Here is a 12171-nt window from a genome sequence, read left to right as displayed (position 1 = left end):
TCACGGAACCAGCGATACGCGGTCTGCGGATGCACGCCCTGCGTCTTCGCCCATTCCGTCAGATTCACGCTCTGACAACGACACTCACTCATACATGGTTACGCACACTTGTCCAACTTCGAGGACCAGCAGGTGGAGACCCCCAGGGGCGTCCTGTCGTACAGCACCTGATGGCCGTACCGCCGTGAGGTCAGCAGACCGGCGTCGCGCAGAACCGCCAGGTGGGTCGAGACCGAGGACGCGGCGAGGCCCAGTCGGTGGGCCAGTGCCGTCGTGGTCGCCGGTTCGTCCAGTGCGGCCAGCACCTCGGCCCGGTTGCGGCCCAGCAGTCGTACCAGCGCCTCCGGCGTCCGTTCGGCCGGTTCGGTCCACAGCGCCGTCGGCGGCACCCTGCTCGCGCCCGTCGCCGACCGCCTCCCGGCCCGGCGCGTGCTGGTCGGCTGCGACCTGGTGTGCGCCGGCTGTGTGGCGCTGATGACCGTCCCGGGCACCGGCATCGGGCTGCTGCTCGCGCTGCGCTGCGCACTCGCCGTCGTCTCGCCGGTGTTCTCCGGCACGCGCATGGCCACGCTGGCCGACGTCCTCGGCGACGGCGACCTGTTCGTCCTCGGCCGCTCCCTGCTGCGGATCGTCGCCCAGAGCGCCCTGCTCGTCGGCTACGGCCTCGGCGGTCTGCTGCTGACCGCCGTCAGCCCGCGCCGCGCCCTGCTGATCACCGTCGGCACCTTCCTCGCCTCCGCCACACTGCTGCGCTGCGGCACCCGGCACCGCACCGCCCGCACACGGCGGGGCACGGGCACCCCGCCCGGCCCGCGGACCCTGGTGGGCGGCCGTCGCGTACGCGTCCTGCTCCTCATGTTCTGGCTCCCGGCGGCGTTCTCCGTCGTACCCGAGGCGCTGGCGGCGCCGTACGCCGACGAGCTGGGCAGCGGCTCCGCGGGCCTCGGCCTGCTGATGTGCGCGCTGCCCGTCGGCACGGCGGCCGGTGAGCTGTTCGCCGGGGCCAGGCTGGGGCCGCGGGCCCGCGAACGCATCGCCCTCCCGCTGCTCTGCCTGAGCCTGCTGCCCTACCTCGGGTACGCCCTGCGTCCCGGGCTCACCGCGTCCCTGCTGCTCCTGGTGCTGTCCGGGGCCGGATCGGCGTACACCCTGGGCCTGGACCAGTGGTTCGTGCGGGCCGTGCCGGAGGAGGTGCGCGGGCGGGCCATGACCCTGCTGAGCGCCGGGCTGATGACCGTCCAGGGTGTGGGCATGGCGCTGGCCGGTGTGGCGGCGCAGGCGGCGGGGGTGCGTACGGCGGTGGCCGGGGCCGGTGTGGCGGGTGTGCTGTGCTGCTGCGCCTTGGCCGTGGCGGCCAGGGCCACCGAGAGGGCGCAGGAGGGCGGGAGGGCGACCGAAAGCCGAGACAGGGCTGCCCGGAATATGACCGGCCGGTAGGGTCTGATGACGTGCCGAAGCCTCTCAGCCTCCCCTTCGACCCCATCGCCCGTGCCGACGAGCTCTGGAAGCAGCGCTGGGGAAACGTGCCGTCCATGGCCGCGATCACCTCGATCATGCGGGCCCAGCAGATCCTGCTCGCCGAGGTCGACGCGGTGGTCAAGCCGTACGGACTGACGTTCGCGCGGTACGAGGCACTGGTGCTGCTCACCTTCTCCAAGGCCGGTGAGCTGCCCATGTCCAAGATCGGCGAGCGGTTGATGGTGCATCCCACCTCCGTGACGAACACCGTGGACCGGCTGGTGAGGTCGGGGCTGGTCGCCAAGCGGCCCAACCCCAACGACGGCCGCGGCACCCTCGCCGTCATCACCGACAAGGGCCGCGAGGTGGTCGACGCGGCCACCAGGGACCTGATGGCGATGGACTTCGGGCTCGGCGTGTACGACGCGGAGGAGTGCGCGGAGATCTTCGCGATGCTCCGTCCACTGCGGATCGCGGCACACGACTTCGAGGACGAGTGACGCCGGGTACGGGCGACCCCGGCCAAGATCTCCCGGAACGGGTGGTTACGCTCGACGGCATGAAGAAGAGCGTGCTGACCCGCTACCGCGTCATGGCCTACACCACCGGTGTCCTGCTGGTACTGCTGTGCCTGAGCATGATCGCGAAGTACGGGCTGGACATCAGCGGTGCCGCCGACGTCACCCGGGTCGTCGCCATCGCCCACGGCTGGCTGTACGTCGTCTACCTCGTCGTCGCCTTCGACCTGGGCTCCAAGGCGAAGATGCCGATCGGCAGGCAGCTGTGGGTGCTGCTCGCGGGGACGATTCCCACCGCCGCGTTCTTCGTCGAGCGCAGGATCAGCCGCGAGCTGCAGGCCAAGGTCGCCGAGCCGGCGCCGGCCGTCGCCAAGGCGTAACGAAGCTCACCGCCGTACGGACACCGTGCGGCGGTCAGCCATCGACATTTACTAGGACGTCCAAGTAAATTCGATGGTATGGACGCTCACGCCATCGAGGAGGGCCGCCGGCGCTGGCAGGCCCGCTACGACGCCGCGCGCAAGCGCGACGCAGACTTCACCACGCTCTCCGGCGACCCCGTGGAGCCGGTGTACGGGCCCCGACCGGGCGACACGTACGAGGGATTCGAGCGGATCGGCTGGCCCGGGGAGTACCCCTTCACGCGCGGGCTCCATCCGACCGGCTACCGCGGGCGTACCTGGACGATCCGCCAGTTCGCCGGGTTCGGCAACGCCGAGCAGACCAACGAGCGGTACAAGATGATCCTGGCCGCCGGTGGCGGCGGCCTGTCCGTGGCCTTCGACATGCCGACGCTCATGGGCCGCGACTCCGACGACCCCCGCTCGCTCGGCGAGGTCGGGCACTGCGGGGTCGCCATCGACTCGGCCGCCGACATGGAGGTCCTGTTCAAGGACATCCCGCTCGGTGATGTGACGACGTCGATGACCATCAGCGGTCCGGCCGTGCCGGTCTTCTGCATGTACCTGGTCGCCGCAGAGCGGCAGGGCGTGGACCCGGCGGTGCTCAACGGCACGCTCCAGACCGACATCTTCAAGGAGTACATCGCGCAGAAGGAGTGGCTCTTCCAGCCCGAGCCGCATCTGCGTCTGATCGGCGACCTCATGGAGTACTGCGCCGCCGGTATTCCCGCCTACAAGCCGCTGTCCGTGTCCGGCTACCACATCCGTGAGGCGGGCGCGACGGCCGCGCAGGAGCTCGCGTACACGCTGGCGGACGGCTTCGGGTACGTCGAGTTGGGGCTCAGCCGCGGCCTGGACGTGGACGTGTTCGCGCCCGGCCTGTCCTTCTTCTTCGACGCGCACGTCGATTTCTTCGAGGAGATCGCCAAGTTCCGTGCGGCGCGACGCATTTGGGCCCGGTGGATGCGGGACGTCTACGGCGCGCGGAGCGAGAAGGCGCAGTGGCTGCGGTTCCACACGCAGACGGCCGGTGTGTCGCTGACGGCCCAGCAGCCGTACAACAACGTCGTCCGTACGGCCGTCGAGGCGCTGGCGGCGGTCCTCGGCGGGACGAACTCGCTGCACACCAACGCGCTCGACGAGACCCTCGCGCTGCCGAGCGAGCAGGCCGCGGAGATCGCGCTGCGCACCCAGCAGGTGCTGATGGAGGAGACCGGGGTCGCCAACGTGGCGGACCCGTTGGGCGGTTCGTGGTACGTCGAGCAGCTGACGGACCGGATCGAGGCCGACGCGGAGAAGATCTTCGAGCAGATCAAGGAGCGGGGCCTCAGGGCCCACCCGGACGGGCGGCACCCGATCGGGCCGGTCACCTCCGGGATCCTGCGCGGGATCGAGGACGGCTGGTTCACCGGGGAGATCGCCGAGTCCGCCTTCCGGTACCAGCAGGCGCTGGAGAAGGGCGACAAGAGGGTCGTCGGCGTCAATGTCCACACCGGGTCCGTCACCGGGGATCTGGAGATCCTGCGGGTCAGCCATGAGGTGGAGCGGGAGCAGGTCCGCATTCTGGGTGCGCGGAAGGCCGCGCGGGACGAGGCGGCGGTGCGCTCCGCGCTGGACGCGATGCTGAGTGCTGCCCGGGACGGGTCGAACATGATCGAGCCGATGCTGGACGCGGTGCGGGCCGAGGCGACGCTGGGCGAGATCTGCGGGGTGCTGCGGGACGAGTGGGGCGTCTATACGGAGCCCGCCGGTTTCTAGGCGCCGTTGCCCTGTGTGGCCTTCGAGGGGGCTCCGCCCCCTGGAACCCTTTCGGTCGGCTCGGAAGGGACAGTGCCGGGGTCAGGACTCGGGCGGCTGCGGGGCGGCCGTGCCGCTCGACGTCAGGCCCAGGAGCAGTACGCGCGTGAAGTCGCGCACCCACCCCTCGTCCGCCGGCTTGCCGCTCAGCAGGGTGCGGTGGACCACCGCGCCCGCGACCATGTCGAAGATCAGGTCCCCCGTGCGGGCGGACTCCTCCGGGTCGGGCTCCGGGGGGAGTTCGCCGCGGCGCTGGGCGCGGGCGCGGCCCTGCAGGACCAGGCGCATCTGGCGTTCCACGATGGAGGCGCGGATGCGCTCGCGCAGGGCGTCGTCGCGGGTGGACTCGGCGACCACCGCCATCAGGCCGCTCTTGGCCTCCGGGCGGGCCAGGATGGCCGCGAACTGCAGCACCACGCCCTCGATGTCGGCGGCCAGGCTGCCGCGGTCGGGGAGCTCCAGCTCGTCGAAGAGTTCCGCCACCGCGTCGCACACCAGCTCGGGCTTGCCGGCCCAGCGTCGGTACAGCGTCGTCTTCGCCACCCCGGCCCGCGTCGCCACGTCCCCCAGGGTGAGCTTGGACCAGCCGAGTTCCACCAGCGCCTCCCGGGTCGCGGCCAGGATCGCGGTGTCCGCGGCGGCGCTGCGAGGGCGCCCGGTACGGCTGGCGGAAGTGCGGCTCTGCATCCCCTGACCATAACCGGCGGGATCTGTGCGGTCGTGAGGGAGATCACCGGCGCGTGGTGTCGCGCGGGGTCCGCTTGGCATTACGCTACGAGTCGTAGCGAAAGCTCGTGAGGGACGTACACGGGCGGCTTCCACGGGGGCGTGGGGTGGGGACCCGGCGCCCGCGCACGACACTTTTTCATTCCGACGCGGTAACGGGGGAGGATAGACGCATGCAGCCACGGAACATGTCCATGAGCGGCGTCGTCGACCTCGCCGCGGTGAAGGCGGCCCAGGAGGCCAAGGCCAAGGCCGAGCAGACGCGCGCCGAGGCCGCCCGGCAGGGTGGCACGGGGGCCGTCGCGCCGGCCGATCTCGTCATCGACGTCGATGAGGCGGGCTTCGAGAGCGACGTCCTCCAGCGGTCCGCCGAGGTGCCGGTCGTCATCGACTTCTGGGCCGAGTGGTGTCAGCCCTGCAAGCAGCTGAGCCCGGTCCTGGAGCGGCTGGCCGTCGAGTACGACGGGCGCTTCCTCCTCGCCAAGATCGACGTCGACGCCAACCAGATGCTGATGCAGCAGTTCGGGGTGCAGGGCATCCCGGCCGTGTTCGCCGTTGTGGCCGGACAGGCGCTGCCGCTGTTCCAGGGGGCGGCCGGCGAGCAGCAGATCCGGCAGACCCTGGACCAGCTGGTGCAGGTCGCCGAGCAGCGGTTCGGCATCACCGGCCTCACGGTCGACCCGGACGCGCAGGCCGGCGCCGCGCCCGCGCAGGAGCAGGCGGGACCGTACGACGCGGCGCTGAACGCCGCCGCGGAGGCGCTGGACGCCGGCGACCTGGGCGGTGCCGTCCAGGCCTACCAGAACGTGCTGGCCGACGACCCGGGCCACCCCGAGGCCAAACTGGGCCTGGCGCAGGCGGAACTGCTGCAGCGGGTGCAGGGCTTCGACCCGCAGAAGGTCCGTCAGGAGGCCGCGGAGAAGCCGAAGGACGTCGACGCGCAGATCGCCGCCGCCGATCTGGACCTGGTGGGCGGACACGTCGAGGACGCCTTCGGGCGGTTGATCGAGACGGTGCAGCGTACGGCGGGTGACGACCGGGACACCGTGCGGCGTCGGCTGCTCGAACTGTTCGAGGTCGTGGGCCCCGAGGATCCGCGGGTGGTGGGCGCGCGGAGAGCCCTCGCGCGCGCCCTGTTCTGACCAGTCGCTAAACGCCACGGCTTGTGATGCCGGGGTGAAAGGTTTGCCGACGAGTCGTCACGGTGGCGGCGCTTTACCAAATCTTGGTAATCGAGCAAACTGTTACTCGGAGTAAGTCGAAGCCGTTGGTCTGTCTGGTTTTGTCCAGGGATCAACGGCTTTGCTCTGCCCTGAAAAGCCACCGAGCGTCGCCCTCCGAGACCGGTCGGTCGTCCACCGGTTATCCGGCCGTTACTAGCCAGTAACGAACCCCCTTGTGTCCGGGCCGAGAATGCACCACGATCGGCGACGCTCGGTCCATTCCCACACCCCGGCAGCCGGTCGGGTCGCGGGAGCATCTGGGTCCCCACCGAGCAGAGCCGGCGGCAGTGGCGCCGGCTCTAGGGCAGGGGGGTCTTCGCCCAACAGCGAAGCCTGTCCAGCAAGGTTGTGCGTGATGCGTGTCAGGCGCGACCAGTGGTTGTCGCTCGGGGGTGATCGCCGGTGATTCGGGCGCGGTTCGCGCCACCGAGCGCGGGCGCTCTCCTTCCCGAGGACGTAGCACTTCTCCCATCCCTGCCTGGCTGAGCCACCGAAAGGGGCGAGTCCGGGCCAGGAGATGTACGTCCGAGAAGGAGGAAATATGGAGTCCCAGGTGCGTGGCGGGACCAGATGGAAGCGGTTCGCTGTGGTCATGGTGCCCAGCGTGGCCGCCACGGCGTGCATAGGTGTCGCCCTCGCGCAGGGCGCTCTCGCCGCGTCGTTCAGTGTGTCGGGTCAGTCGTTCAAGGTGACGGCGGACAAGCTGGTCGGTCAGGGCTTCGAGCAGTACGGGGCGATCGACAGCGGGTACACCCTCAGCGGACAGAAGACGGCGCACCCGGTTGCGGTCTCGGCCTTCAAGTCGGCCACGATCAACAACATGTGCCAGTCCGTTGTCACGCCGGACATCCCGCTGTTCGGCTCGGTGAGCCTGATCCTGAAGGCGGGCGCGGACAAGCCGGTCGAGGCTGACAACCTCTACATCGACGTCGCCGACCTCAACGCCGACGCCACCTTCAACAACATCGACATCGGTGTGGCCGGCAAGGACGCCAGCAAGGGTCCGGGCATGAAGGGCGGCGGCGAGCAGGCCAACCCGTACGGGTTCGCCCAGCAGGCCGACTCGGCAACGCTGACGGACGTGAAGCAGACGGCCTGGGCGACCACGGCCGGAACCTTCAAGCTCAGCGGGCTGCACATGTCGCTGCAGACGGGTACGCACGAGTGCTACTGAGCACGCGGTGATGGGCGGGGGAGCCGGTGGCGCCCCCGCCCGTCCACTCTCCGGCCGTGTTTCACACGCGGCACACATCACCACCACGGCAACGCCGCACCAGGGAGCTGTTTTCCATGAGCGCCGAGACCTCTGCTGCCGCATCCGGCCAGTTCACCCGCCGGAGGCTGCAGTTCCGCGCCTGGCGGGGCACCCGTCCGTTCTGGGGCGGACTGTTCACCATGCTCGGCGGATTTCTCATCCTGTACTTTCCGTACGCACACCTGCAGCTGGGCCACCTCACGATGACGATGGGGACGCCCGGCGGCTCCAGTTCCCTGATCATCGGCGCGCTGCTCATGGTCCTCGGCATCACCCTCTGGTTCCAGCTGCACACCCGGGTCTTCGCGGGTGTCGCGGCGATTCTGCTGGCGCTGGTGTCCATTCCGCTGTCCAACATCGGCGGATTCATCGTCGGCTTCCTGTTCTCGCTGATCGGCGGAGCGATGGCCGTGGCCTGGGCGCCGGGCGCGCCGCCGCAGCCGCAGCCGCCGGCCGAGGCGGCCCCGGGCGAGGGAGGTGCCCCGCAGACCGCGGAGCCGCCGCTGCAGTACCCGGACGCGGTGGAGTCGAACGACCTGTCAGGAACGAGCCCGGCCAACGGGGCGAACGGGAGGCACAGTGCCGGCTGACGAGGTGACCCGCGGGACCGATGTGGACGGGTCCCGCGCGAGAACCGGGCCCCGACACGCGGCCCCCAGAAAGCCGCTGTTCACCAGGTTCCACATGCCGGCCGGCAAGGCCATCGCCACCGTGGCGATGCCCACGGCGGTGCTGATGGGCATGGGCTTCACGTCCTCGCTGGCCCTCGCGGCCGGGAACGGCGGCAGCCCGTCCCCGTCGACCACGGCCAAGAGCCTGACGGCGGACGAGTACAAGAACTGCGTGAACGCGCTGAAGAGCTCCAAGGACGCGTCCCCGTCGCCGTCGCCGTCCGCCTCGAAGAGCGCCGACACGGCCACGCCGTCGCCCTCGGCGAGCGCCGGCGCCTCCAAGGACAGCCAGTCCGGTGGCACGGGCACGACCTCTTCGTCGGATTCAGGTTCCGGCGACAAGGCCACGCCCACGCCGTCCGCGACCTCCGGCTCCGGCTCCAACTCGGGCTCCGGCTCGTCGGGTTCGTCCTCGGGGTCCGGCGGTGCCACGGCCACGCCCACCCCGTCCGCGTCCAAGAGCAGCGGCGGTCTGCTGGACACCATCGGTAACACGCTCGGCGGCCTCCTCGGCGGCGGCAGCTCGGACTCGGGCAGCACTTCCGCGAGCCCGACGCCGTCCGCGACCCCGTCGGCGAGCGCGTCCCCGGACGCCTCGTCCACGTCGGGCACGTCGTCGTCCGCTTCCAAGGCCACCGGCACCGTGGGCGACACCGTCTCCAAGGCCACCAAGACGGTCGGCGACACGGTGAAGAAGACCACCGACACGGTCTCCAAGACGGCCGGGACCGCCACCCAGACGGTCAAGGACGCGGCCGGGTCGGTCACGCCGAGCCCCTCGGCGAGCTCCTCCACCTCGGCGCAGGACTGCCCGGCGGCCACCACCGACCAGGGCGGCGTCGACAACAAGGTGCCGGTGGCGGACGACCCCTGGTACCTCAGCGCCAGCTCGCTGCTGCTCAAAGGTGCCGACTACCAGGGCATCGTGGAGGTGAAGACGGCGTCCGGCACCACCAAGAAGGTGCTGAAGTACGTCATCTCCGACGGCACGGACATCGGCGACCTGCACCAGACGGTGAAGGACAAGCTCTCGGGCAAGACCTACCACGTGCAGGCGGCCGGCGGGTCGACGTCCACCATCCGGGGCGGCTCCACCACGATGTACACCGAGAGCATCTCGGGCAACCTCTTCGGTCTGATCCCGATGACGTTCACGCCCGACAGCCCGCCCCCGCTGAACCTCCCGCTCATCTACTTCACCAACGTGAAGGTGGTCCAGGCGGCCCAGTTCGGCGGCAACCTCCACGTGCCCGGCATGCACGTGTACACGACCGACTGACCGGTCCTCAAAGCCCGTTCGGGAGCCGCACACAGCTGAGGGCGCCCCCTGCTCCAGGGGGCGCCCTCAGCGCCGTACAAGGCCCTTACGGGGCCCGTCAGTTGTTCTGCGTGCTCAGGTGGTGGACGCGGAGCATGTTGGTGGTGCCGGGGACGCCGGGGGGCGAACCGGCGGTGATGATGACCGTGTCGCCCGCGTCGAAGCGGCCCAGCCGGGCGACCTCCTGGTCCACCAGGTCGACCATCTCGTCCGTGGTGTTGACGAACGGCACGACGTGCGGCTCCACGCCCCAGCTCAGGGTGAGCTGGTTGCGGGTGTTCTCGTCCGTGGTGAAGGCGATGATCGGCTGGATCGCCCGGTACCGGGACAGCCGGCGCGCGGTGTCACCGGACTGGGTGAAGGCGATCAGGCCCCGGCCGCCGAGGAAGTCGGCGATCTCGCAGGCCGCGCGGGCCACCGAACCGCCCTGGGTGCGCGGCTTCTTGCCCGGCACCAGCGGCTGCAGGCCCTTGGAGAGCAGCTCCTGCTCGGCCGCCGCGACGATCTTCGACATGGTCTTGACCGTCTCGACCGGGTACGCGCCCACGCTGGACTCGGCCGACAGCATGACCGCGTCCGCGCCGTCCAGGATCGCGTTGGCCACGTCGGAGGCCTCGGCGCGGGTCGGGCGGGAGTTGGTGATCATCGACTCCATCATCTGGGTCGCCACGATCACCGGCTTGGCGTTGCGCCGGCACAGCTCGATCAGGCGCTTCTGCACCATGGGGACCTTCTCGAGCGGGTACTCGACGGCGAGGTCGCCGCGGGCGACCATCACACCGTCGAACGCCATCACGACGTCCTCCATGTTCTCCACCGCCTGCGGCTTCTCCACCTTGGCGATGACCGGGACCCGGCGGCCCTCCTCGTCCATGACGCGGTGCACGTCCTGGACGTCCTTGGCGTCCCGGACGAAGGACAGCGCGACCAGGTCGCAGCCCATGCGGAGGGCGAAGCGCAGGTCCTCGACGTCCTTCTCGCTCAGCGCGGGCACGTTGACGGCCGCGCCGGGCAGGTTGATGCCCTTGTGGTCGGAGACGACACCGCCCTCGATGACGATCGTCTTCACCCGGGGGCCCTCGACGTCCAGGACCTTCAGCTCGACGTTGCCGTCGTTGATCAGGACCTGGTCGCCGCGCGCGACGTCGCCCGGCAGCCCCTTGTACGTCGTGCCGCAGATGTGCCGGTCGCCCGGCACGTCCTCGGTCGTGATGACGAACTCGTCACCGCGCTCGAGCTCGACCGGACCCTCGGCGAAGGTCTCCAGGCGGATCTTCGGGCCCTGCAGGTCGGCGAGGACGCCGATGGGCCGGCCGGTCTCCTTGGACGCGGCCCGGACGCGGTCGTACCGCGCCTGGTGCTCGGCGTGGGAGCCGTGACTGAAGTTGAACCGGGCCACGTTCATGCCCGCCTCGATCATGGCGACGAGCATCTCGTGGGAGTCGACCGCGGGGCCGAGAGTACAGACGATTTTCGAACGGCGCATGGGGCGATCCTATCGGTTTGTTTCGCTACGGAATATTCCGTCTGGCGGAAGATACAAATGAGTGGCGCACCGCTCAGGTGCTGCTATTCAGTTGTTCTTTCCGACCAGTGCGTAGGTCTGGGTCGCTATCTCCAGTTCTTCATCCGTCGGCACCACGGCGACGGCGACACGCGCATCCTGCGGCGAGATCAGCCTGGCCTCGTCCGCTCGCACCGCGTTCAGCTCCGGGTCGACCGCCAGGCCAAGGCTCTCCAGGCCCGCGATCGCAGCCTCCCGCACGGGCGCCGCGTTCTCGCCGACCCCGGCCGTGAACGCGACCGCGTCCACCTTCCCGAGCACGGCGTAATAGGCGCCGATGTACTTCTTGAGCCGGTGAATGTAAATGTCGAACGCGAGAGCGGCCGCTTCGTCACCCTCGTCGATCCGGCGGCGGATCTCCCGCATGTCGTTGTCCCCGCACAGACCGAACAGACCGCTCCTCTTGTTGAGAAGAGTGTCGATCTCGTCCATGGACATATCCCCAACCCGGGCCAAATGGAAGATGACGGCCGGGTCCACATCACCGGAGCGCGTACCCATCACCAGCCCCTCCAAAGGCGTGAGCCCCATGGAGGTGTCCACGCACCGGCCCCGCTCCACCGCGGACGCCGACGCGCCGTTGCCCAGGTGCAGCACGATGACGTTCACCTCGGCCGGGTCCTTGCCCAGCAGCCGCGCGGTCTCCCGCGAGACGTACGCGTGCGAGGTGCCGTGGAAGCCGTAGCGGCGGATACGGTGCCGGTCGGCGATCTTCGGGTCGATCGCGTAGCGCGCCGCCGACTCCGGCATCGTCGTGTGGAACGCGGTGTCGAAGACGGCGACCTGGGGCAGGTCGGGGCGCAGCGCCCGGGCGGTGCGGATGCCGGTCAGGTTGGCCGGGTTGTGCAGCGGGGCGACGGGGATCAGCCGCTCGATCTCGGACAGCACCTCGTCGTCGATGACCGTCGGCTCGGTGAAGAACATGCCGCCGTGCACCACCCGGTGCCCGATCGCGGCCAGTTCCGGCGAGTCCAGGCCCAGGCCGTCCCGGCTCAGCTCCTCGGCGACGGCCTTGAGGGCGGCGTCGTGGTCGGCGATCGGCCCGGTGTGCTCGCGGGTGTCGCCGGTGGTGAGGCAGGTGTGCCTGAGCCGGGAGGTCTGCTCGCCGATGCGTTCCACCAGCCCCACGGCGAGCCGGCTGGCGTCACGCATGTCGAGGAGCTGGTACTTCACCGACGAGGAGCCGGAGTTGAGGACGAGGACACGGGTCGCGGTCACGGTGTTCGAAAGCTCTCTGTGG

11 protein-coding genes and 1 pseudogene are annotated in these 12171 nt (G+C 70.0%); 8 read left to right on the top strand and 4 right to left on the bottom strand.

The window, feature by feature from the left end:
- Positions 1-98: 98 nt before the first annotated feature.
- A pseudogene (locus tag ACFYZB_RS44485) lies at positions 99-374 on the bottom strand (ArsR/SmtB family transcription factor); the annotation flags it as partial.
- Between ACFYZB_RS44485 and ACFYZB_RS44480 the strand changes: the two are divergent.
- The 4 genes from ACFYZB_RS44480 (at position 316) to ACFYZB_RS44465 (ending at position 4135) form a co-directional block, all read left to right on the top strand.
- Complete coding sequence (locus ACFYZB_RS44480) at positions 316-1437, top strand: MFS transporter (protein WP_388767599.1); 1122 nt, start codon at positions 316-318, stop codon at positions 1435-1437. The pseudogene ACFYZB_RS44485 and the gene ACFYZB_RS44480 sit on opposite strands and share 59 nt — an antisense overlap.
- An 11-nt stretch (positions 1438-1448) precedes the next feature.
- Complete coding sequence (locus tag ACFYZB_RS44475) at positions 1449-1958, top strand: MarR family winged helix-turn-helix transcriptional regulator (protein WP_388620957.1); 510 nt, start codon at positions 1449-1451, stop codon at positions 1956-1958.
- A gap of 59 nt (positions 1959-2017) precedes the next feature.
- Positions 2018-2356, top strand: a complete 339-nt coding sequence (locus tag ACFYZB_RS44470) for a DUF3817 domain-containing protein (RefSeq protein ID WP_388767598.1) — start codon at positions 2018-2020, stop codon at positions 2354-2356.
- A gap of 78 nt (positions 2357-2434) precedes the next feature.
- A complete protein-coding gene (locus ACFYZB_RS44465; RefSeq protein ID WP_388767596.1) occupies positions 2435-4135 on the top strand; it encodes a methylmalonyl-CoA mutase in 1701 nt (566 codons plus the stop codon).
- Positions 4136-4216: 81 nt separating this feature from the next.
- Here ACFYZB_RS44465 and ACFYZB_RS44460 read toward each other — a convergent pair whose 3' ends face one another.
- Entirely contained in the window at positions 4217-4861 is a 645-nt protein-coding gene (locus ACFYZB_RS44460) for a TetR/AcrR family transcriptional regulator (protein WP_388767594.1), read from the bottom strand.
- A 212-nt stretch (positions 4862-5073) separates the two neighbouring features.
- Here ACFYZB_RS44460 and ACFYZB_RS44455 point away from each other — a divergent pair, with 212 nt between their 5' ends.
- From ACFYZB_RS44455 to ACFYZB_RS44440, 4 genes are all read left to right on the top strand, one after another.
- Positions 5074-6042: a tetratricopeptide repeat protein gene (locus ACFYZB_RS44455; protein WP_388767592.1), complete on the top strand. Its 969-nt coding sequence runs from the start codon at positions 5074-5076 to the stop codon at positions 6040-6042.
- A gap of 622 nt (positions 6043-6664) precedes the next feature.
- Positions 6665-7297, top strand: a complete 633-nt coding sequence (locus ACFYZB_RS44450; protein ID WP_388767591.1) for a DUF6230 family protein — start codon at positions 6665-6667, stop codon at positions 7295-7297.
- Between the two features lie 116 nt (positions 7298-7413).
- Positions 7414-7968 carry a DUF6114 domain-containing protein gene (locus ACFYZB_RS44445; RefSeq protein ID WP_388767590.1) on the top strand — a complete coding sequence of 185 codons (555 nt, stop codon included), beginning with the start codon at positions 7414-7416 and terminating at the stop codon, positions 7966-7968.
- Positions 7958-9328, top strand: a complete 1371-nt coding sequence (locus ACFYZB_RS44440; RefSeq protein ID WP_388767589.1) for a hypothetical protein — start codon at positions 7958-7960, stop codon at positions 9326-9328. The genes ACFYZB_RS44445 and ACFYZB_RS44440 overlap by 11 nt, the downstream gene beginning before the upstream one ends.
- A 97-nt stretch (positions 9329-9425) precedes the next feature.
- Here ACFYZB_RS44440 and pyk read toward each other — a convergent pair whose 3' ends face one another.
- Together pyk and ACFYZB_RS44430 are read right to left on the bottom strand one after the other, a co-directional pair.
- The gene (gene pyk, locus ACFYZB_RS44435; protein WP_388767588.1) at positions 9426-10853 is read right to left on the bottom strand and encodes a pyruvate kinase; all 1428 of its coding nucleotides are present in this window, start codon (positions 10851-10853) and stop codon (positions 9426-9428) included.
- Positions 10854-10940: 87 nt separating this feature from the next.
- Positions 10941-12149, bottom strand: a complete 1209-nt coding sequence (locus ACFYZB_RS44430) for an acetate kinase (RefSeq protein ID WP_388767587.1) — start codon at positions 12147-12149, stop codon at positions 10941-10943.
- Positions 12150-12171 lie beyond the last annotated feature (22 nt).

Source organism: Streptomyces sp. NPDC001852 (assembly GCF_042891825.1).
In the GTDB taxonomy this organism is placed as follows: domain Bacteria; phylum Actinomycetota; class Actinomycetes; order Streptomycetales; family Streptomycetaceae; genus Streptomyces.
This window is presented reverse-complemented; position numbering and strand designations above follow the sequence as displayed.